Genomic DNA, 20005 nt, shown 5'->3' with positions numbered 1-20005 from the left:
CGGCCCGGTACGGCCCACCTGCCCCGGCCGCCGGTCCACCCCGTGCCACGGGCTCCGGTTACGACCGCTGGCCTACCCTGTGGGAGTCCCCCGTAACCGCAGTCGGAGATCCGGAGAAGTCGCAGGCATGACCGTTCCGTCCTACCCCTACGAAGCCCCTGCCTCGCAGGCGCTGTTCGACCGCGCGGCAGCCGTGACGCCCGGTGGCGTGAACTCGCCGGTGCGCGCCTTCCGCGCCGTGGGCGGCACGCCCCGTTTCATGGTCTCCGGCAGCGGTCCCCTCCTCACCGACGCCGACGGCCGCGAGTACGTCGACCTGGTCTGTTCCTGGGGTCCGATGATCCTGGGCCACGCCCACCCCGAGGTCATCGCCGCCGTCCAGGAGGCCGTGGCCCGCGGCACCTCCTTCGGCACGCCCGGCGAGGGCGAGGTGGCGCTGGCCGAGGAGATGGTGGCGCGGATCGCCCCCCTGGAGCAGGTGCGCCTGGTCTCCAGCGGCACCGAGGCCACCATGTCCGCGATCCGCCTGGCCCGCGGGTTCACCCGCCGCGCCAAGGTCGTGAAGTTCGCCGGCTGCTACCACGGCCACGTCGACTCGCTGCTGGCCTCGGCCGGCTCCGGCGTCGCGACCTTCGCGCTGCCCGACACCCCGGGCGTCACCGGCGCCCAGGCCGGGGACACCATCGTCCTCCCCTACAACGACCTGGACGCGGTGCGCACCGCCTTCGAGGCGCACCCCGGGGAGATCGCCTGCGTGATCACCGAGGCCTCGCCCGGCAACATGGGCGTCGTCCCGCCGCTGCCCGGCTTCAACCAGGGGCTGAAGGACCTGTGCGCCCAGCACGGCGCGCTGTACGTCTCCGACGAGGTCATGACCGGTTTCCGCACCTCGAAGGCCGGCTGGTTCGGCGTCGACGGCGTGGTCCCGGACCTGATGACGTTCGGCAAGGTCATGGGCGGCGGCTTCCCGGCCGCGGCGTTCGGCGGCCGCGCCGACGTGATGGCGCACCTCGCCCCGGCCGGCCCGGTCTACCAGGCGGGCACCCTCTCCGGGAACCCGGTCGCCACCGCCGCGGGCCTGGCCCAGCTGCGGCTGCTCGACGACGCCGCCTACGAGAAGCTGAACGCCGCCTCGACGCGGCTCCAGGGGCTGATCGGCGAGGCGCTCACCAAGGAGGGCGTCGCGCACACCGTGCAGAGCGCCTCCAACATGTTCTCGGTGTTCTTCAGCGAGACGCCGGTGCGCGACTACGAGGACGCCAAGGCCGCCGAGTCGTTCCGCTTCACCGCCTTCTTCCACTCCATGCTGGCGAGCGGTGTCTACCTGCCGCCGTCCGCGTTCGAGAGCTGGTTCCTGTCGACGGCGCACGACGACGCGGCCCTGGAGCGGGTCGCCGACGCGCTGCCCGCCGCCGCCCGTGCCGCCGCAGGCGCCAAGGCCGCGGCATGAGCGGGGCCAAGCGCGACGACGTCACCGTCGTCCACCTGATGCGCCACGGCGAGGTGGAGAACCCGACCGGTCTCCTCTACGGGCGGCTGCCCGGTTACCACCTCTCCGAGCTCGGCCGGAAGATGGCGGACCGGGTCGCCGAGCACCTCGCGCCCCGTGACATCACCTACGTCTGCGCCTCCCCGCTGGAGCGGGCGCAGGAGACGGCGACGCCGATCGCCAAGGCGCACGACCTGCGGCTCGACACCGACGAGCGGCTGATCGAGGCGGAGAACGTCTTCCAGGGCAAGACCTTCGGCGTCGGCGACGGGGCGCTGAAGCGGCCCGGCAACTGGAAGCACCTGACCAACCCGTTCAAGCCGTCGTGGGGCGAGCCGTACACGGAGCAGGTCGCCCGGATGCGCGCGGCGCTGGACGCCGCGGCGGCCGCGGCCCGGGGCCACGAGGCCGTACTGGTCAGCCACCAGCTGCCGATCTGGATCGTGCGGTCCGCGATCGAGGGGCGGCGGCTGTGGCACGACCCGCGGCGCCGGGAGTGCACCCTGGCCTCGCTGACCTCCTTCACCTACGAGGGCGACCGGATCGTGGCCGTCGGCTACACCGAACCCGCCCGGGACCTGGTGCCCGCGCACCTGCTGGCCGGCGCCAAGCCGGTCAAGGGCGGACAGAAGGCGTTCGGCGCCTAGGCCTCACCGGAGCCCCGCGACCCCCGCTGAGGTGGGGTTTCGCGGGGCCGAGGGGGGTCCCGGAGATCCCCGGAACGGACATGCGAAACTTTTCACATGACTGGCCACAAGCGTCATTCACCGCGCAGCCACCGCCGTGCCGTGACCGCCGCAGCCACCGCTGCCGCCGCCGCGCTGCTGCTGTCCGCGTGCGGATCGGACAGTGACAGCGGCAATCCCGCCTCCGGCAGCGGCGCCAACTTCGTCACCAGCGACAGCGGCATCGCCACCGTCGCCGCGGGCGACCGGCACGCCGCGCCCCGGCTCCAGGGGAAGACGCTGGACGGCGGACAGCTGGACACCGCCGACTACCGGGGCAAGGTGGTCGTCCTCAACGTCTGGGGCTCCTGGTGCGCCCCGTGCCGCGCCGAGGCGAAGAACTTCGTGAAGGTCGCCGAGGAGACCGAGGACCAGGGCGTCCAGTTCGTCGGCATCAACACCCGCGACACCTCCACCCAGCCCGCCCTCGCCTTCGAGAAGGAGGAGGGCATCGAGTACCCGAGCCTGTACGACCCGACGGGCCGTCTGCTGCTCCGCTTCGAGAAGGGCACCCTCAACCCGCAGGCCATCCCCACCACGCTGATCATCGACCGGGACGGCCGGATAGCCGCCCGCGCGATGCAGCCGCTGAGCGAGGAGAAGCTGCGCGGCATGCTCGACCCGGTGCTGGCGGAGAAGTGACGTGACGCTCCTCGCCGTGGACGTCACGAACACCGTGATGAGCGGGGCCCTCCTGCTGGCCCTGCCCGTCGCGGTGCTCGGCGGTCTCGTGTCGTTCTTCTCGCCGTGCGTGCTGCCGCTGGTGCCCGGCTACCTCTCCTACGTCACCGGCGTCACCGGCACCGACCTGGCGGAGGCGCGCCGCGGCCGGATGGCGGCCGGGGCCTCGCTGTTCGTGCTGGGCTTCACCGTCGTCTTCGTCTCCACGGGCGCGCTCTTCGGTTACTTCGGGCAGACGCTGCAGGAGTACAGCGGCGTGCTGTCGAAGGTGCTCGGCGTGCTGATGATCGCGCTGGGCGTCTTCTTCATGGGGCTGATGCCCTGGCTGACCCAGCGGGAGTTCCGCTTCCACCGCAGGCCGGCCGCCGGGCTGGCGGGCGCGCCGCTGCTCGGCGCGCTCTTCGGCATCGGCTGGACGCCGTGCATCGGTCCGACGCTGGCGTCCGTGCTGGCGCTCTCCAGCGACCAGGCGAGCGCCGGTCGCGGCGCGATCCTGACAATCGCCTACTGCGCCGGCCTGGGCATCCCGTTCGTGCTGGCCGCGGTCGCCTTCCGCAAGGCGCTGGGGGCGTTCGGCTGGGTCAAGCGGCACTACGTATGGGTGCTCCGCATCGGCGGCACCATGATGATCGTGACCGGTGTGCTGCTGCTCACCGGCGTCTGGGACCTGCTCGTGCAGCAGATGCAGACCTGGACCACTGGCTTCACACCGGGGATCTGATCCATGAGCGAGACCACCACCGAACCGACCAGCGAGGCGGGCGACACCGAGGCGCACGCCCGGCTGTCCACCGCGCCGGTGGAGGAGTCCGGCTCGACCGCCGTGCCCGGCTCCTTCGGCGGCCGCCGCGCCCCCGGCCCGTGGGGGTGGATCACCTGGACCGCCCGGGAGATCACCGGCTGGGCCCGCTGGTTCTGGCGCCAGCTGACCTCCATGCGCACCGCGCTGCTGCTGCTCCTGCTGCTGTCGCTGGCGGCCATCCCCGGCTCGCTGATCCCGCAGAACGGCGTCGACCCGATGAAGGTCGAGCAGTTCCGCGAGGAACGCACCACCCTGACGCCGCTCTACGACGCGCTGGGCATGTTCGACGTGTACAGCTCGGTGTGGTTCTCCGCGATCTACATCCTGCTGTTCGTCTCGCTCATCGGCTGCATCGTGCCCCGCACCTGGCAGTTCGTGGGCCAGCTCCGGGGACGCCCGCCGGGCGCGCCCAAGCGGCTCGACCGGATGCCCGCGTACACGACCTGGCGCACCGCCGGGCAGCCCGAGGAGGTCCGCGAGGCCGCCCTCGGCGTGCTGCGCAAGCGGCGGTTCCGGGCCCACACGGTGGGCGACGCGGTGGCCGCGGAGAAGGGTTACCTGCGGGAACTGGGCAACCTCGCCTTCCACCTCGCGCTGATCGTGATGCTGATCGCCTTCGGCTGGGGCGAGCTGTACAAGTCCGAGGGCAACAAGCTGATCGTCGAGGGCGACGGCTTCGCCAACACACCGGTCCAGTACGACGACATGCGGTCCGGCAGCCTCTTCTCCAACGACGACCTGGAGCCGTTCAGCTTCGACCTGGACGACTTCCGCGCCACCTACGCCCAGTCCGGCCCCAACCGGGGCACGCCGCGCACCTACGAGGCGGAGCTCACCTACCGGGAGGGTGTCGACGGGACGGAGAAGAAGAAGGTCGTCGAGGTCAACAAGCCGCTGGAGATCGGCGGCACCAAGGTGTACCTGACCAGCCACGGCTACGCGCCGGTGGTCACGGTCCGGGACGGCAAGGGCGAGGTGGTCTTCTCCCAGCCGGTCCCGATGCTGCCGATCGACCAGAACATCACCTCGCAGGGCGCCGTCAAGGTGCTCGACGGCTACCGCAACCCCCAGGGCGAGGAGGAGCAGCTCGGCTTCTCCACGGTCTTCGTGCCGACCTTCGCCGGCAAGGGCAGCGGGACGATGTTCTCCCAGTTCCCGGCGCTCGAGTTCCCGGTCCTGGCGGTCGCCGGCTATCACGGCAGCCTGGGCGTGGACTCCGGCATCCTGCAGAACGTCTACCAGCTCGACGACCGGAAGATGAAGCAGTTCAAGGACGAGAACGGCGACACCCTCCGGAAGATGCTGCTGCCCGGCGAGAGCATGGAGCTGCCCGGCGGCGCCGGCTCGATCACCTTCGAGAAGGAGATCAAGGAGTGGGCGAACTTCCAGGTGGTGCGGCAGCCGGCCGGCGGCTGGGCGCTGACCGGGGCGATCGCCGCCATCGCCGGTCTGTCCGGCTCCCTGTTCATCCAGCGCCGCCGTGTCTGGGTGCGCGCCACGGCCGGTGAGGACGGGGTGACCGTCGTCGAGATGGCGGGCCTCGGCCGCAGCGAGTCCGCGCGGCTCCCGCAGGAGCTGGGCGAGCTGGTCGGGCTCGTCCACGACCGGGCCCCGACCGCGCCCGACGCCGCACCGGACCCCGATGCCGCACCGGACCCCGACGCCGCACCGGACCCCGATGCCGACGGCCCCGACTCCAAGGGTCCCGACGCCGACGGCCCGGACCCCGAAGGTCGCGACGCCGACGGCCCGGACCCCGACTCCGACCCCGCAGATTCCCCCGTACCTTCCCCTGAAGGGGCTGACAAGTGACGACGCTCGCCGCCACGACCAACGAGAGTCTCGCGCAGATCAGCAATGTGCTGATCTACTCCGCGATGGCCGTCTACACCCTGGCCTTCTTCGCCTACATCGCCGAGTGGACCTTCGGCAGCCGCAGCAAGGTGGCCCGCACGGCCGCCGCGCTGACGTCCGGCAAGGACGCGGCGGAGCCGGCCGCCGCCGCACCCGCGGTGACGGTGAAGAAGGCCGGCGGCACCACGGTGCTGGAGCGCCCCGAGGTCGTCGTCCGCTCCTCGGGCACCTCCCGCGCCGACGTCCCGGACGGCCCCGGCGCCCACGGCGGCGACGAGCAGGGCGACCTGTACGGGCGGATCGCGGTCTCGCTCACCGTCCTCGGCTTCCTGCTCTCCTTCGGCGGCGTGCTGACCCGCGCGCTGTCGGTGCAGCGGGCGCCGTGGGGCAACATGTACGAGTTCAACATCACCTTCACCACGGTGGCCGTCGGCGTGTACCTGGCGCTGCTGGCCTTCCGCCGGAACGTCCGCTGGATGGGCCTGCCGCTGGTCACCGCGGTCCTGCTGGACCTCGGCGTCGCCGTGACGTGGCTCTACACCGACAGCGACCAGCTGGTACCCGCGCTCCACTCCTACTGGCTGTACATCCACGTCTCCACCGCCATCCTCTGCGGCGCGGTGTTCTACGTGGCGGCGGTCTCCACGATCCTCTACCTGTTCCGCGACTCCTATGAGAACAAGCTGGCCACCGGCGGCACACCGGGCCGGTTCGCCACCTCGGTCATGGAGCGGCTGCCCGCCGCGAACTCGCTGGACAAGTTCGCCTACCGGGTCAACGCGGCGGTCTTCCCGCTGTGGACGTTCACGATCATCGCGGGCGCCATCTGGGCGGGCGACGCCTGGGGCCGCTACTGGGGCTGGGACCCCAAGGAGACCTGGTCGTTCATCACCTGGATCGCGTACGCCTGCTACCTGCACGCCCGCGCCACCGCCGGCTGGAAGGGCCGCAAGGCCGCCTACCTGGCGCTGCTCGCCTTCGGCTGCTGGCTGTTCAACTACTACGGCGTCAACATCTTCGTCTCCGGCAGCAAGCACTCCTACGCCGGCGTGGAGTGACGCCTCGGGCAGAGGGGGCGGCTCCGGGCCCGTCCGGGGCCTCCCTTACCCTGGCCGTCACTCAGCCCGTCGGTGGAAGGAACAAGTGAACATGGTGGCTGCTGCCCCGGTCCTGGAGGAGCTGCGGGAGGTCTGCCAGCCGCAGGCCAAGCTGGCCAGCCGCAACGGCGAGCACTGGGCCGGCCGGCTGTACATGCGGCGGATATCCCTGCGCGTGACGCGTCAGCTGGTGCGGACGCCGGTCACCCCGGACGCGCTGACCTGGACGATGGTCGTCTGCGGTGTCGCCGCGGGCGCGGCGCTGCTGATCCCCGGGCTCACCGGCCCGGTGCTGGCCGCCGTGCTCTTCCAGCTCTTCCTGCTGTTCGACTGCGTCGACGGCGAGGTGGCCCGCTGGAAGGGCCAGAACAGCGCGGCCGGCATCTACGTCGACCGCCTCGGCGCCTACCTCGCCGACGCCGCGCTGCTGGCCGGCGCCGGATTCCGGGCGGCCGGCTGGGGCGAGGGCGGCGGCTTCGACGGATGGGTCTCGCTGGGCCTTTTCACCGCGATGGGCGTGGTCCTGCTGAAGGCCTCCACCGACCTGGTGGACGTCGCCCGCGCCCGGCGCGGACTGACCGTGGCGGACGACGAGTCGACCCGCCCGCGCTCCGAGGGCGTGGCCACGCTGCGCCGGGTCGCCGCCGCGTTCAAGATCCACCGGCTCACCAACGGCATCGAGGCGTCCCTGGTCCTGCTGGCCACCGCCGTGGTCGACGTCGCCCTCGGTTCGCTGGACGCCACGCGGACAGCCCTGGTGGTCCTGGCGGCCGTGACCTGGGTGATGGTCCCGGCGCACCTCTTCTCGATCCTGTCCTCCTCCCGCCTGCGCTAGTGCCCTGACCGCCGCCGGGTCACCGGGCCGAGTGCGCTCAGCCCGGCCGCGCCGCCTTCCACGTCCATGACGTCCGGCGGGGCAGACCGTCCAGGGCCCCTCGTCCGGTGCACCACAGCAGCACGGGGACAGGCTCGCCGGGCGGGGCGTCGGGGAACAGCCGGTCGAGCACGGCCGCGCACAGCGGGGCCGGCGGCAGCCAGTCCACGCCCAGCCCACGGGCGATGTCGTGGGTGTGGAGCAGGATCTCGGCGACGCCCATCGCCGCGAACCCCGTCGGGTCGCACGGGCCCCAGTGCCAGGCCCGCAGGAACGGGTCGGCGGTGGCCAGCGCGCTGCCGAGCAGTCCGCCGCATGCGGCGGCCACCTGCAGCGTCTCGGCAGGCGAAGCGGTGGGGCGCACGCGCAGGTCGAAGAGGAGGTAGGCGTCGGCCGGGCGGGCGGCGAGCTGACCCGCGTAGGCCAGCAGGTCGTGGCCGATGTGCGCGGCCGTCCGCCGGCAACTCCACTCGAGCGAGCCGGCCCGCACCGTCCAGTCCTCGCCCGTGCGAGGCCCCAGCACCTCCAGCATCTGCGCCACGGCGGCCTGAACGTCCTGGTGGTCCATGCGGTGCTCCTCGCAGGGCATGTCGTGACGGGCTTCGCCCGGCGCGGGAACGTCTCTCCCCCGTGGGCGGCGGGGCTGTCCAGCATGACGTGGACAGGGGCGCCGTCCGGGCGGGTCGCACGGATCGACGCGAGCGCGGTCGGGGTCTTCGCGGGTGTGCGCGGGTCACTTCCTCCGGCGGTCGCGCCGCCCCGGCCAACCCGGCCAACCCGGCCAACCCGGCCAACCCGGCGAACCTTCGCGGCCGGAGCGCCGGAGGCCGCTTCGCCTCCCCTGTGACCTGGGGTCATCGGCAGGGCCGATGACCCCATCGGGAGTACGCCGCACTCGGGCGTGGCCCCCGTCGGAGGGCGGACCGTAGCGTCTGTGGCATGACAAACGCGAGGACGAACGAAGGCAAGGGAATCGCCCAGCTCACGGCGGCCATGGTGCTGTCCGGGACGATCGGCGTGTTCGTGGTCGAGTCGGGGGCCTCCTCGCTCAACGTGGTCTTCTTCCGGGTCCTGTTCGGCGCGCTGGCCCTCGGTGCCTACGTCGCCGCCCGCGGCTGGTTCCGCGGACACGGGTTCACCCGGCGGAGCCTGGCGCTGACCGTCCTGGCGGGGCTGTTCATCGTCGGGAACTGGATCCTGCTCTTCGAGTCGTACGGCAACACCTCCATCTCGGTGGCGTCCGTCGTCTACCACATGCAGCCGTTCTTCGTGGTGGTGTTCGGCGCCCTGCTCTTCCGGGAGCGGCTGACCGCCGCCACCCTCGGCTGGGTGGGTCTCGCCTTCGTGGGCCTGGTGCTGGTGTCGGGCGTCCGGCCGGAGGACCTGGTCTCGGGCGACGGCGACTACCTGCTCGGCATCGGCCAGGCGCTGGGCGCCGCCGTGCTCTACGGATTCGCCACCCTGGTGGTCAAGCGGGTGCGCGGCGTGCGTCCGCACCTGATCGCACTGGTCCAGGTCGTCGTCGGCATCCCGCTGCTGCTGCCCTTCGCCGACCTCGGCGCGATGTCCGGTGCCGGAGCCGGCGCCTGGGGCTGGCTGGTGGGGCTCGGCGTCTTCCACACTGGTGTGATGTACGTGCTGATGTACGCCGCCTACGCCGAGCTGCCCACCGCGAAGATCGCGGTGCTGGCCTTCGTCTACCCGGCGGTGGCGATGCTCGCCGACTGGGTGGTGTACGGGCACCTCATGGGGTGGGTGCAGGCGCTCGGCCTGCCGCTGATCGTGTGGGCCAGCCTCAAGGTGACGTTGCGGAAGCCGGCGGCGGCGAAGCCCGCTGCTCCCGCAGCAGTTGCCGGGTCCGCTCCACGAACAGACGCGCGGCGGGAGTCAGCTGCTTCCCGGCCCGCCACGCCAGTTGCGAATGGAGAGTGAACGACGGCCGCCAGTCGAGGCGCTGAAGCGTCCCGGCGGCCAGCGCGTCGGCGACCGTGACCTCGGGGAGCAGGGTGATCCCCAGGCCGGTCGCCGCGGCGCGTTTGGTGGCCTCCACGGTGCCGAACTCGCGGAAGGACACCGGCTCGCCCCCGGCGGCGGCCGTCAGCTCGGCCTCGAACCGGTCGCGGAAGGCGCAGCCCGACTCGACCGCGAGGAGCGTGGCCCGGCACAGTTCGGCGGTGGCCAGGGGCCGTCCGGCCAGCGGGTTCCCCGGGGCGGCGACCAGGGCCAGCGGCTCCGGCAGCAGCACCGCCGTCTCCAGCCCGGCGTGCTCGGTACCGGCTTCCATCAGGAAGCCGAGGTCGTAGCCGCCGCGCCGCAGCGCGTCGATGGTCTCGTCGCCGATGGTGGTGCGCAGCGAGAGGCGGACCTTCGGGTAGCGGTGGTGGAACAGCTCGAACAGCGGGGGCAGCCGGTAGGACGTGAGCGACTCGATGGTGCCCACGGTGAGGTGCCCCGAGGGCTCGCCCGGCGCGACGGCGGCGGCCCGGGCCTCGTCGGCGAGGTCCAGGAGGCGGCGGGCGTAGGGGAGCAGCCGCTCCCCGGCCGCGGTGAGCCGGATGCGGTTGCCGAGCCGGTCGAACAGCTCGACGCCCAGGTCCTGTTCGAGGGCCCGTACCTGCGCGGTCACCGTGGACTGCGCGTACGCCAGGTCGGCAGCGGCGCGGGTGAAGCTGAGCCGGGTGGCGACCTTCTCGAAGGTCGCCAGCAGCCGCAGTTCGAGCGTTCCGGACACGGGGTCAGCCGTCCCCGCGGTCCTGGCCGTCGGGCCCGCCGCGCTCCTGTCGGCGCAGTTCCTCCTCGCGGCGGCGCAGGTCGGCCTCCCAGTCCTTCAGGAGGGCCTCGTCCCGCTTGTTCTCCTCGGCGAGCCGGCTGAGGAAGGCCGGGTCGTCGTCAGGGGCGACGGAGCCGGGCCGGTGGTTGCGGTGCCACTCCGAGGGCGTGGAGCCGGTGGAAGCGGCGGCGCCGTGGCGGACCTTGCCGGCCACCAGCCAGGCGATGGGGCCGACCAGGACCTCGCCGAGGAAGAGGATGATCAGCACCCACACCACCTTGGGCAGGCCGCGCACCTTCTCCTCGGGGGTGTTGAGGCAGTCGATGAAGGCGTATATCCACAGGGCCAGCACCAGCAGGAACGGCAGGATCCGGAGCATGTCGAAGGTCCCCCCAGGACGCGACGCGTTGTTCGAACGGTGAGGAGCGGCAGACTAGCGGCTGCGCACGACAGGTCCCACCGGCGGCTCCTGCCGCGTCACCCGGCTCTCCGGGGTGGCGGCTCCGCGCCGGCGGCCCCGCGCCGTCGGGTCTCCGGGTCGCCGGCTCTCCGGGCCGTCAGCTCTCCGGGCTGTCCTTGTCCTCGTCGCGCTCGCGCTTGTCGTCGCGCGGCTCCTGCTTGCCGAGGTCGTCCTTCTCCTGCGGCTCCTCGCGCTTCCTGCGCGTCTCGTCGCCCAGCGACTTGAGGAAGTCCGGGTTGTCGTCGGGCGCCACGAACCGCTGCCGGCGCTGTCCGCCGCGGGGCCGCGGCGAGCCGTCCTCCGCGCCCGCGCCCCCGCCCGCACCGTGGCGGACCTTGCCGGCGATCAGCCAGGCCACCGGGCCGATCAGGGCCGTGCCCAGCAGCAGGATCACCAGCGCCCAGACCGGCTTGGGCAGTACCCGGACGTCTTCCTCGGGGGTGTTCAGGCAGTCGATGAAGGCGTAGATGGTCAGGGCCAGCACCAGGAGCAGCGGCAGGATCCTCAGCATGACGGGCGTACCCCCAGCGAACGACGGGCGGGACGGCGGCAGCCGACCCGGACCTCACCCAGGGTAGCGGCTGGGCGGGTGCTTCGTCCGAGGGGCGGACGCGGTGCCCGAAGGGCCCTCGGCGATACTGGGGGGCATGGCTTACGACGATCTTCGCTCCTTCCTGCGGGCCCTGGAGCGCGACGGAGACCTGAAGCGGGTGACGGCCGAGGTCGACCCCCACCTGGAAGTCGGGGAGATCGTCGACCGGGTCCAGAAGTCAGGAGGCCCGGCGCTCCTCTTCGAGAACGTCCGCGGCTCCGCGATGCCGCTGGCGATGAACGTCTTCGGCACCGACCGCCGCCTGCTGAAGGCGCTCGGCCTGAAGTCGTACGAGGAGATCGGCGAGACCATCGCCGGCCTGCTCAAGCCCGAACTGCCGCACGGGTTCGTGGGCGTGCGGGAGGCCTTCGGCAAGCTGGGCACCATGACGCACGTGCCGCCGAAGAAGGTGAAGGACGGCCCCGTGCAGGAGGTCGTGCTCACCGGCGACGACGTCGACCTGGAGCAGCTGCCCGCGCTCTTCACCTGGCCGCAGGACGGCGGCGCCTTCTTCAACCTCGGCCTGACCCACACCAAGGACCCCGAGACCGGCATCCGCAACCTCGGCCTCTACCGGCTGCAGCGCCACGACAAGCGCACCATCGGGATGCACTGGCAGATCCACAAGGACAGCCGCAACCACTACCAGGTGGCCGCCCGACGCGGTGAACGGCTGCCGGTGGCCATCGCGTTCGGCTGCCCGCCCGCCGTCACCTACTCGGCGACCGCGCCGCTGCCGGGCGGGATCGACGAGTACCTGTTCGCCGGGTTCGTGGCCGGCCGGCGGATCGAGATGGTCGACTGCAAGACCGTGCCGCTCCAGGTGCCGGCCAACGCCGAGGTGGTGCTGGAGGGCTGGCTCGAGCCGGGCGAGATGCTCCCCGAGGGGCCGTTCGGCGACCACACCGGCTTCTACACGCCGCAGGAACCGTTCCCCGCGCTGACCATCGACTGCGTCACCATGCGGAAGAAGCCGCTGCTCCAGTCCATCGTGGTCGGCCGGCCGCCGACCGAGGACGGGCCGCTGGGCCGGGCCACCGAGCGGTTCTTCCTGCCGCTGCTCAAGATCATCGTGCCGGACATCGTGGACTACCACCTGCCCGAGGCGGGCGGCTTCCACAACTGCGCGATCATCTCGATCGACAAGAAGTACCCGAAGCACGCGCAGAAGGTCATGCACGCCATCTGGGGCGCGCACATGATGTCGCTGACCAAGCTGATCGTCGTGGTCGACTCCGACTGCGACGTCCACGACCTGCACGAGGTCGCCTGGCGCGCGCTCGGCAACACCGACTACTCGCGCGACCTCACGATCGTCGAGGGCCCCGTCGACCACCTGGACCACGCCTCCTACCAGCAGTTCTGGGGCGGCAAGGCAGGCATCGACGCGACCGCGAAGTGGCCCGAGGAGGGCTACACCCGGGACGGCGGCTGGCCCGAGATGGTCCTGTCCGACCCGGAGACGGCGGCGAAGGTCGACCGCCGATGGAAGGAGTACGGCATTGACCGCCGCCGCTGACGCAGCCGCCGGGTCCGTCCCGGCGGAGCCCCGGCCGGGGCGGGTGCGGGCCTTCCTGCGCCTGGTGATGATCGAGCACTCGGTCTTCGCGCTGCCCTTCGCCTACATCGCCGCGCTCACCGCGATGTTCACCGTGGACCGGTCGGTGCACTGGGTGGACCTGCTGCTGGTGACGGTGGCGATGGTCGCCATGCGGACCTTCGCGATGGCGGCGAACCGGATCATCGACCGGGAGATCGACGCCCGCAACCCGCGCACCGCCCAGCGGGAGCTGGTCACCGGAGCGGTGTCGGTGCGGACGGCGTGGACCGGGGCGGTGGTCGCGCTCGCCGTCTTCCTCGTGACGGCGGCGCTGCTCAACCCGCTGTGCCTGATGCTGGGGCCGGTCGCCGCGGTGCCGATGGTGGTCTACCCGTACGGCAAGCGGTTCACGAACTTCCCGCAGGCCATCCTGGGGCTCGCCCAGGCCATCGGGCCGCTGGGCGGCTGGCTGGCCGTCACGGGGGAGTGGTCCGGGGAGGCGGTCGTCCTCGGCCTCGCCGTGGGCATCTGGATCGGCGGGTTCGACCTGATCTACGCCTGCCAGGACGTGGAGACGGACCGCGCGGTCGGCGTGAAGTCGGTGCCGGCGCGCTTCGGGATCCCGGCGGCGATCTGGGGCGCGCGGGGCTGTCACGTGGTGACGACGGCGCTCTTCGCCTGGTTCGGCCTGCTCACCGGGGCGGGACTGTTCTTCTGGCTCGGCCTGCTGGTCGTGGCCGGCGCGTTCGTCTACGAGCACACGATCGTGCGGCCGCACGACCTGTCCCGCCTCAACCGGGCGTTCTTCAGCGTCAACGGCTTCATCGGCATCGCCCTGTTCCTCTTCGCCCTGACCGACCTGGTGGTCCGCGGCCTGACCGTGTGACCCGCGGTGCGCCCGCCACCGGGAGGGGACGCCGCGGGCAGGCCGCGGTGACCGTCCCGGGCGCACCTCGCCCGTGACCGTCCCGGGCGCACCTCGCCGGGCGGTCCCGAGGTGGACACCGGGCGGTTGCCGGTCCCGTTCCCTGTCCCCTGTCCCTGGCCCTGTCCCTTTCCGCGTCTCCGCGTCCCCGGCCCTGTCCATGGCCCCGTCCTCGGGCTGGTGCGGGGACGGGGACGTCCGGCCCGGTCCGGGAGGGGGCGGCCCTCCCGGACCGGGCCGGTCGGGACGCGGTGCCGTCTCAGGCCGTGGGCCGCATGTGCCTCCGCGCCCATTCCTCGAAGCTGGTGAGGGGGATGCCGAGGTCCCTGGCGTACTGGGGGCGGCCCGGCTGGGGGGCCACGTTCAGCCACTCGTGGCCGGCTCCCATCGCCGGCATCCCGGCGGCGAAGGCTTCCTCCTCGGTCATGTCCGGTGCGGACAGTCGCGTGCCCACGGCGCGGGAGAGGACCTCGGCGATCTCCTTCATCGACAGGTGGTCGCTCGCCAGCTCCAGCTCGACCCCGTCGAACCGCTCCGGAGCGGCGATGGCCGCGGCGGCCGCCCCGCCGATGTCGTCCACCGCGACCAGGGACAGCCGGGTCTCGGGGCGCAGGACGCTCACCAGGCCGCCCTCGATGCCACGCGGGAACAGGAACGCCATGGAGGGGAGGAAGTTCTCCATGAAGAAGCCCGGCTTGAGAAGCGTCCAGTGCGGGAAGCCGGCCGTCCGGACCCGGTCCTGGATCGTGCTCTTGGCGCCCAGTGGAGGCTCCAGCGAAGCCCAGCGGCCTTCGGCCCAGCCAGGCGTCCCGGTGTGCCGGCCGACGCCGGTGGCGGACGTGTACACGAACTGCTGCACTCCGGCGGCCTTCGCGCCCTCGATGAGGTTGACGCCCTGGGTCACCTCTCCGTCGAAGTCGAAGCCCTCCGGTGTGACGGCGGGCATCTGCACGGAGAAGACGGCGCGGGCTCCCCTGGCGGCCCGGACCACGGAATCGAGGTCGTGAAGGTCGCCGGTGACCAGTTCCGCGCCGAGTGCCTCGACGGCCTTGGCCCGGTCGGTGGCGGGGTCGCGCACGAGGGCGCGGACGGGCACCCCCGCGGCGAGCAGTGCGCGGGCGGTGGCACCACCCTGCTTGCCGGTGGCGCCGGTGACCAGGACAGGTGCGGAGTCTTCGGACATCGCTGCTCCTCAGGACGCTCGTCCATTAAACGGCGGGGCCCGCCGTTTATGCTCGGGTACGATACGGCGGGCCCCGCCACTTAGCAATCCCGGAGGTGACGCCATGCCCGAACGCCAGCGTGCGGACGCCCGGCGCAACTACGCGCGCATCCTCGCCGTGGCCGAGGAGGAGGTCGCCGCCCATGGCGCCGACGCCTCCCTGGAACAGATCGCCCGCACCGCGGGGGTGGGCTCGGCGACCGTGCGCCGCCACTTCCCCACGCGCCGTGCCCTGCTGGAGGCCGTCTCCGGCCAACGGATCGAGGCCTTGTGCGTCCGCGCGCACGACCTGGCCGGCGAGGACGACAGCCGTACCGCGCTCCTGGCCTGGCTGAGTGACGTCGTCACCTACTCCGTGTCCGCCCGGGGGCTGGCCGCCGCACTGGCCTACGACGGCCCGGTGCACGAGAACAGCTGCTCGGCGGCGCTGGAAGAGGCGGCCGACCCTCTGCTGCGTCGCGCCGTGCGCGATGGCGCGGTGGCCGCCGGAGTCACTGTCGCCGACCTGATCACGCTGGTCATCGGCATCGTCCTGGCCACGGAGCATTACCCCGACCCGGCCGCCCGGGCAAACCGGCTGTTCGGGCTGGCCGTGGCGGGACTGAGCCCGCGGAGCTGAGCAGGGCAGGCGGCGCACGGTGCTGCCCGGCGCAGCCGCCGCACACGGCGCGGAACCCGACGAAGCGCTACCGGGCCGCGCGCCCGCGGCGGGCCAGGAGGAATGCCGCGGCCACGCCGGAGAGCAGGCCGATCAGGTGTCCCTGCCAGCTGACGCCCGTCTGCGTGGGGGCCAGGCCCGCCAGGATCGAGCTGCCCCAGACCGCCGTGATCAGCACCGCGACCAGCACCCCCAGCGGCCGCCGCTCGACGAACCCGGCCACCAGCAGGAACCCGAAGAGGCCGAAGATCACGCCGGAGACGCCCGCCGTGTTCACCCCCGCCGGGGATATCAGCCACACGCCCAGCCCGTCGGCGACCACGATCAGCGCGACCACCGCGAGGAACCGCCGTATCCCCCCGAGCGCGGCGAGGAAGCCCAGCACCAGCAGCGGCACGGTGTTGGCCGCCACGTGGGCGAAGCCGAAGTGGATGAACGAGGCGGGCACGACGTCCGCCAGCTCGGCGGGGACGCGGGGCACGACGCCGAAGCGGTCGAGGGCGTTGCCCAGCAGGACGTCGGCGATCTCCAGCAGCCACAACAGGGCGACCCAGCCCACCATCAGCTTTCCGGCAAGCCGTGCCCGGTCCCCGCGCGACACCGCCGCACCGGGGCTCGCGCCCGCACCGCCACCGATGGCTGCCATGGATCCCCCGTCCCTCGTCCCTCGCGTGGACCGCCTGCCCCCAGAACGCTTTGCGCCCCTTGTCCGGTTCCCGGGTTCACCCATCGGAATCGAAATCCCTTGCGGCCCACCGTCACTGCCCGGAAAGAATCACCCCATGCCCACCCCCGCCGACCGGCTGCTCTCCGCGCTCGACCCCCTGCCCTTCCCCGCCCGGCTCGCGCACACCGCGACGACCGCCCGCGACCTCGCCCGACAGGAGGACGGCGCACTCGACCGGCTGCTGGCCGAGCTGGACGCGCGGGGCCCGTACGAGCGGCGGCTCGCCGCACTGGCCGCACTCACCGGCCGGCGTACCGCCTTCCTGGCCGCACGCCTCACCGACCCGGACCCCGTGGTCGCCGGCTACGCCCTCCGCGCCGCCCGTACCCTCCCGCTGCCCGACGAGGCGGTCGAGGCGGCGTACCGGGACGCCCCCGAAGCCCTCCGCCGCCGCCTCACCGCGCTGCTCGCCTCCGGCGACCGCACCGCGCTCGCCGAACGCCTGTTCCCGCTGCTGCGGGAGGAGCGGGGTGACCGGGAGGCCGCCCGTCTGCTGCCGGCCTGCTCCACCCCCTTCGTCGCCCGGCACCTCGCCCCGGTCGCGCACGCCGTCGACGGCTGGACGGCGCCGGCCCGCCGCCACCACGAACCGGTGCTGGACCAGGTCGAGGCCGAGCTGGCACAACGCGACAGCGCGGCCCGCGACACCTGGTGGCGGAACAACGCCCCCGCCGTCGCTCCCCTCGCGGCCGCGCACCCGGACCGCGTCCTGGCGCTGCTGGAGCAGCACGGGCCCCTGAGCGTCCCCTGGCCCCTGCACGCCCTGTTCCCCCCGTTGGTGACCGCCGACGCCGAGCGGTTCACGCGGTGGCTGGTCGCCCCGGAACACGCCTTCCGCCGCTGGGAGCCGGTACTGCCGCCGGGCGTGCTGCGGCGACTGCTGCGGGCGCGGCCCCCGTCCCTGACCGCGCTCGGCCGCCACTGGGCGCGGCGCACCGCGCACCTGCGGGCGCTGCTCAAGGCCATGGCACCGGCCGCGCGCCCGGCGTTCCTCGACGCGGCACTGAGCGGCGCCGCGCACCGCGACGAGGTGCTGCTCCAGGTGCTCGACCTGCTGCCGCGCGGACGCCGCCATGCCGAGGTGCGCCGGGAGGCCGCCGGATTCGGGGCGGACGACCACGGGTGGGAGCGCCTCGACACCCTCGCCCACGGCGCCTGGGAGGAGGCCCGCGAGGAACTGCTCGCCGCGGTCCGCGCGCCCGACGCCGCCGACCGGGGCGCCGCCTGGCCGCTGCTGGTGCGCGCCGCCACCCAGGACGGCGGCCCCGGGGCCGTCACCGAACTGCTCACGGCCATGGGCCGGCTGCGCAACGAGCAGGACCCCGTCCGCCGCTCCGCCCTGGCCGCGCTGGCGCAGGCCCGGCCCCTGGTGTTCCGCCCCGTCCACGCGCCTGTGCTCGAACGGATCGCCACCGACGCGCTCGAGGCACGGGACGCCTCGGGGGCCACCCGCACCGCCGTCCGTGACCTGGCCGTGGGACTGCTCGTCGCGCACGCCGGACGTGACACGGCCCCCGCCCCGGCCGACGGGGCTCCGTCCGACGCGGCCCCGGCCGACGGCGCCCTGGCCGACGCGGCTCCGGCAGACGCGCCCTTGGCCGACGCGGCCCTGGCCACCCTCGGCCGACTTGCCGGCAGGGCGGGCATCCTGGCCTTCGGCCCGCTGTCCCGGACGCTGCGCAAGGGCCAGGAGCACCAGCTGTTCGACGCGCTCACCCCCACGCTGGACGCCGCCGCCGAGCACGGCGACTTCCGGCTGCTGCTGGGCCTCGCCGAGGCCCTCGGCAGGCGCGCCCGGCGGATGCCCGCCCTGCAGGACCGGCTGGTCACCGCCCTGGAGCGCGGTGACGACGACGCCTTCGCCGCGGCCGCCGAGCTCTGGCTCGCCGATCCGTCCACCCGCGGCGAACGGGTCGGCCGCCTGCTGGAGAGGGAGCCCTCCGCCGCCGTCCTGCCACCGGTGCGACGGGCCCTGAGCACGCGGCGTACCGATCTGCTGGACGTGCTGCTCGGGGACGAGCCGCCGTACGGGCGGTTCCTGACGCCGGGCGCCCGCCGCCCGCTGCCGGACCTCGCCGACGGCGAGCGCTGGCTGCCCCGCCAGCAGCGGGCCGCGGCCCGGGCGGCGGAGCTGACCGCCGCGGACCCCTCCCTCCCGCTGGACGAACGGGCCGCCGCGATCCGTGCCGCCGCGCCGTTGCCGGAACTCGGCGCCCGCCTGGCACTGCGGCACGTCCAGGATCCGGAGGTGGTGCTCGCGGAGGCCGCCCTGGCCGCGCTGCCGTGGACCGACCGCCCGCACGAGGTCCTGCCGGTGCTGCTGGACCAGGCCGCCACCGACCGGGCCCGGGTCGCGGTGTACGCCGCGGAGCGCGCCGCCCGCTTCACCCGGCCCTCCGCCCTCGCCCCGCTGCTGGGCGAGCTGCTCACCGGCCGGCGGCCCGCGAAGGTCACCTCGCGCAAGCAGGCGGTACGCCTCGCCCCGCGCTTCCTGGCGCCCCGCGTGGCCACCGCGCTGCTCGCGGAGGCGTTCCTGGCCGAGGACGGTCACCCGGACGTCCGGGCCGCGGTCGTCGCCGTGCTGCCGCCGCTCTCCGGGCTGCCGCAGGCGTGGGACCTGCTGGCCCGGGCCGCCCGCGCCGAGGCCCCGCAGGTGCGGCGGGCGCTGCTCGCGGTCCGTCCCGGGGACCTGCCGTCGGAGCGCCGGCGGGCCTTCGCCGGGCTGGCCGGGACGGTGTACGACGCCTTCGCGGCGACGGACGACCTCCCCTCGTCCGCGCCCGGGACCCTGGCCGCCTGGGTCCGGTACGACGCCGCCGCGGCCGACCGGCTGGCCCGCACCGTGTGTGACGTCGGCAACCACCGGAGCTGGCGGGAGGCGGCGTACCGGCTGCAGGGCGTGGCCGCGTCCGGGCTGCCGCACCCGGCGGGAGGCACGGCCGGGGGCAGCGTGTTCCACGGGGCGGTGGCCGGGCTCCTCACCGCACTGCACGCCGCGGAGGACGACCGCGACGCGCCGGACGACCGGGACCTGCCCGTGCTGCAGCGGCTGCGCATCCTGGTGTCCCGTGGCCCGGAGGCGGGCCGGACTCCCGAGGTCGTGCGGCCCCTCGTCGCCCAGCTCGCGCGGGAGCCGCTGCTGGCGTTCGAGAGGGCCGACCTGCTCGCCTCCCTGGTCGACCCGGCCGCGGGACCGGACGGGACGACCGCGCGGCTGCGCGACGTCGCCGCCGCGCTGGAGGGCGCCGGGGCGCAGGCCGCGGCGGTCGTCGCCGGCCGGCTGCTCCCCGGCGACCGGGAACTGCCCGCCGAGGCCTGCGACGCGCTGACCGTGGTGGTCCGGCGACTGGCCGGGGACGGCGGAACCGTCACGGGCCTGCTCGCGACCGGCCTGACCGTCTCCGTGGGCACCAGGCTCCGCTGGCCCGAGGGGTGGCGGGAGCTGCTCCGCGTCGCGCGCCGGCACGCGGACCCGGACGTGCGGTACCTGGCCCACCGGACCGTGACCAGGCACGAGTAGCGCGGCGGCTGCCGCGACGGCGCGGCGGCCTCCTGCCCGTGCCGGAGTCGTCGGACCCCGCCGGTAGGC

The 20005-nt window shown here is 73.6% G+C and carries 17 protein-coding genes and 1 pseudogene; 12 read left to right on the top strand and 6 right to left on the bottom strand.

Features of this window, described 5'->3' with window-relative positions; genetic code table 11:
• The first annotated feature begins 127 nt into the window (after positions 1-127).
• The 7 genes from hemL (at position 128) to GBN72_RS13230 (ending at position 7483) form a co-directional block, all read left to right on the top strand.
• The gene (gene hemL, locus GBN72_RS13260) at positions 128-1450 is read left to right on the top strand and encodes a glutamate-1-semialdehyde 2,1-aminomutase (protein ID WP_151771873.1); all 1323 of its coding nucleotides are present in this window, start codon (positions 128-130) and stop codon (positions 1448-1450) included.
• Positions 1447-2136, top strand: coding sequence for a histidine phosphatase family protein (locus GBN72_RS13255; protein WP_151771872.1), 690 nt, complete (start codon positions 1447-1449; stop codon positions 2134-2136). Before hemL ends, GBN72_RS13255 begins: the two co-directional genes overlap by 4 nt.
• Positions 2137-2232: 96 nt before the next feature.
• Positions 2233-2856: a TlpA family protein disulfide reductase gene (locus GBN72_RS13250; RefSeq protein ID WP_151771871.1), complete on the top strand. Its 624-nt coding sequence runs from the start codon at positions 2233-2235 to the stop codon at positions 2854-2856.
• A 37-nt stretch (positions 2857-2893) separates the two neighbouring features.
• On the top strand, positions 2894-3616 hold the full coding sequence (locus GBN72_RS13245; RefSeq protein ID WP_151772035.1) for a cytochrome c biogenesis CcdA family protein: 723 nt from the start codon (positions 2894-2896) through the stop codon (positions 3614-3616).
• A 3-nt stretch (positions 3617-3619) separates the two neighbouring features.
• Positions 3620-5509, top strand: a complete 1890-nt coding sequence (gene resB, locus GBN72_RS13240) for a cytochrome c biogenesis protein ResB (protein ID WP_151771870.1) — start codon at positions 3620-3622, stop codon at positions 5507-5509.
• Positions 5506-6609, top strand: coding sequence for a c-type cytochrome biogenesis protein CcsB (ccsB, locus tag GBN72_RS13235; RefSeq protein WP_164540578.1), 1104 nt, complete (start codon positions 5506-5508; stop codon positions 6607-6609). Before resB ends, ccsB begins: the two co-directional genes overlap by 4 nt.
• Positions 6610-6703: 94 nt before the next feature.
• Positions 6704-7483: a CDP-alcohol phosphatidyltransferase family protein gene (locus GBN72_RS13230; protein ID WP_151772033.1), complete on the top strand. Its 780-nt coding sequence runs from the start codon at positions 6704-6706 to the stop codon at positions 7481-7483.
• Positions 7484-7520: 37 nt separating this feature from the next.
• Here GBN72_RS13230 and GBN72_RS13225 read toward each other — a convergent pair whose 3' ends face one another.
• A complete protein-coding gene (locus GBN72_RS13225; protein WP_151771869.1) occupies positions 7521-8090 on the bottom strand; it encodes a hypothetical protein in 570 nt (189 codons plus the stop codon).
• A gap of 371 nt (positions 8091-8461) precedes the next feature.
• On the opposite strand from GBN72_RS13225, the gene GBN72_RS13220 reads away from it, so the two are divergent.
• Complete coding sequence (locus GBN72_RS13220; protein WP_151771868.1) at positions 8462-9454, top strand: DMT family transporter; 993 nt, start codon at positions 8462-8464, stop codon at positions 9452-9454.
• On the opposite strand, the pseudogene GBN72_RS13215 reads toward GBN72_RS13220, so the two are convergent.
• The 3 genes and pseudogenes from GBN72_RS13215 to GBN72_RS13205 form a co-directional block, all read right to left on the bottom strand.
• Positions 9429-10253: pseudogene (locus GBN72_RS13215) on the bottom strand (LysR family transcriptional regulator); the annotation flags it as partial. The gene GBN72_RS13220 and the pseudogene GBN72_RS13215 sit on opposite strands and share 26 nt — an antisense overlap.
• 4 nt (positions 10254-10257) lie before the next feature.
• Positions 10258-10671, bottom strand: a complete 414-nt coding sequence (locus GBN72_RS13210) for a PLD nuclease N-terminal domain-containing protein (RefSeq protein ID WP_151771867.1) — start codon at positions 10669-10671, stop codon at positions 10258-10260.
• Between the two features lie 178 nt (positions 10672-10849).
• Positions 10850-11263, bottom strand: a complete 414-nt coding sequence (locus tag GBN72_RS13205; RefSeq protein WP_151771866.1) for a PLD nuclease N-terminal domain-containing protein — start codon at positions 11261-11263, stop codon at positions 10850-10852.
• Positions 11264-11399: 136 nt separating this feature from the next.
• Between GBN72_RS13205 and GBN72_RS13200 the strand changes: the two genes are divergently transcribed.
• The gene (locus tag GBN72_RS13200; protein WP_151771865.1) at positions 11400-12863 is read left to right on the top strand and encodes a menaquinone biosynthesis decarboxylase; all 1464 of its coding nucleotides are present in this window, start codon (positions 11400-11402) and stop codon (positions 12861-12863) included.
• Positions 12847-13770 (top strand): menaquinone biosynthesis prenyltransferase MqnP, encoded by a 924-nt coding sequence (mqnP, locus tag GBN72_RS13195; RefSeq protein WP_151771864.1) that lies wholly within the window; start codon positions 12847-12849, stop codon positions 13768-13770. Before GBN72_RS13200 ends, mqnP begins: the two co-directional genes overlap by 17 nt.
• Positions 13771-14068: 298 nt before the next feature.
• Here the strand turns inward: mqnP and GBN72_RS13190 are convergent, their stop codons facing one another.
• Positions 14069-14992 (bottom strand): NmrA family NAD(P)-binding protein, encoded by a 924-nt coding sequence (locus tag GBN72_RS13190; RefSeq protein WP_151771863.1) that lies wholly within the window; start codon positions 14990-14992, stop codon positions 14069-14071.
• Positions 14993-15095: 103 nt separating this feature from the next.
• Here GBN72_RS13190 and GBN72_RS13185 point away from each other — a divergent pair, with 103 nt between their 5' ends.
• Positions 15096-15650 (top strand): TetR/AcrR family transcriptional regulator, encoded by a 555-nt coding sequence (locus GBN72_RS13185; protein ID WP_151771862.1) that lies wholly within the window; start codon positions 15096-15098, stop codon positions 15648-15650.
• A 67-nt stretch (positions 15651-15717) separates the two neighbouring features.
• Here GBN72_RS13185 and GBN72_RS13180 read toward each other — a convergent pair whose 3' ends face one another.
• Entirely contained in the window at positions 15718-16335 is a 618-nt protein-coding gene (locus GBN72_RS13180) for a rhomboid family intramembrane serine protease (protein ID WP_151771861.1), read from the bottom strand.
• A 136-nt stretch (positions 16336-16471) separates the two neighbouring features.
• Between GBN72_RS13180 and GBN72_RS13175 the strand changes: the two genes are divergently transcribed.
• Positions 16472-19936, top strand: coding sequence for a hypothetical protein (locus GBN72_RS13175; RefSeq protein WP_151771860.1), 3465 nt, complete (start codon positions 16472-16474; stop codon positions 19934-19936).
• Positions 19937-20005: the final 69 nt, after the last annotated feature.

The organism is Streptomyces abyssomicinicus, from assembly GCF_008974245.1.
Lineage (GTDB): Bacteria > Actinomycetota > Actinomycetes > Streptomycetales > Streptomycetaceae > Streptomyces > Streptomyces abyssomicinicus.
Note: the sequence above shows the minus strand (reverse complement) of the source record. Positions and strands in the feature narration are given on the sequence as shown.

Bases quoted from the DNA above. Each gene is read 5' to 3' on its own strand.
- GBN72_RS13185 (WP_151771862.1), top strand. From the start codon at position 15,096: ATGCCCGAACGCCAGCGTGCGGACGCCCGGCGCAACTACGCGCGCATC.
- GBN72_RS13225 (WP_151771869.1), bottom strand. From the start codon at position 8,090: ATGGACCACCAGGACGTTCAGGCCGCCGTGGCGCAGATGCTGGAGGTG.
- GBN72_RS13245 (WP_151772035.1), top strand. From the start codon at position 2,894: ATGAGCGGGGCCCTCCTGCTGGCCCTGCCCGTCGCGGTGCTCGGCGGT.
- GBN72_RS13200 (WP_151771865.1), top strand. From the start codon at position 11,400: ATGGCTTACGACGATCTTCGCTCCTTCCTGCGGGCCCTGGAGCGCGAC.
- hemL (WP_151771873.1), top strand. From the start codon at position 128: ATGACCGTTCCGTCCTACCCCTACGAAGCCCCTGCCTCGCAGGCGCTG.
- GBN72_RS13180 (WP_151771861.1), bottom strand. From the start codon at position 16,335: ATGGCAGCCATCGGTGGCGGTGCGGGCGCGAGCCCCGGTGCGGCGGTG.
- GBN72_RS13205 (WP_151771866.1), bottom strand. From the start codon at position 11,263: ATGCTGAGGATCCTGCCGCTGCTCCTGGTGCTGGCCCTGACCATCTAC.
- GBN72_RS13255 (WP_151771872.1), top strand. From the start codon at position 1,447: ATGAGCGGGGCCAAGCGCGACGACGTCACCGTCGTCCACCTGATGCGC.
- GBN72_RS13190 (WP_151771863.1), bottom strand. From the start codon at position 14,992: ATGTCCGAAGACTCCGCACCTGTCCTGGTCACCGGCGCCACCGGCAAG.
- resB (WP_151771870.1), top strand. From the start codon at position 3,620: ATGAGCGAGACCACCACCGAACCGACCAGCGAGGCGGGCGACACCGAG.
- GBN72_RS13210 (WP_151771867.1), bottom strand. From the start codon at position 10,671: ATGCTCCGGATCCTGCCGTTCCTGCTGGTGCTGGCCCTGTGGATATAC.
- GBN72_RS13220 (WP_151771868.1), top strand. From the start codon at position 8,462: ATGACAAACGCGAGGACGAACGAAGGCAAGGGAATCGCCCAGCTCACG.
- GBN72_RS13175 (WP_151771860.1), top strand. From the start codon at position 16,472: ATGCCCACCCCCGCCGACCGGCTGCTCTCCGCGCTCGACCCCCTGCCC.
- GBN72_RS13250 (WP_151771871.1), top strand. From the start codon at position 2,233: ATGACTGGCCACAAGCGTCATTCACCGCGCAGCCACCGCCGTGCCGTG.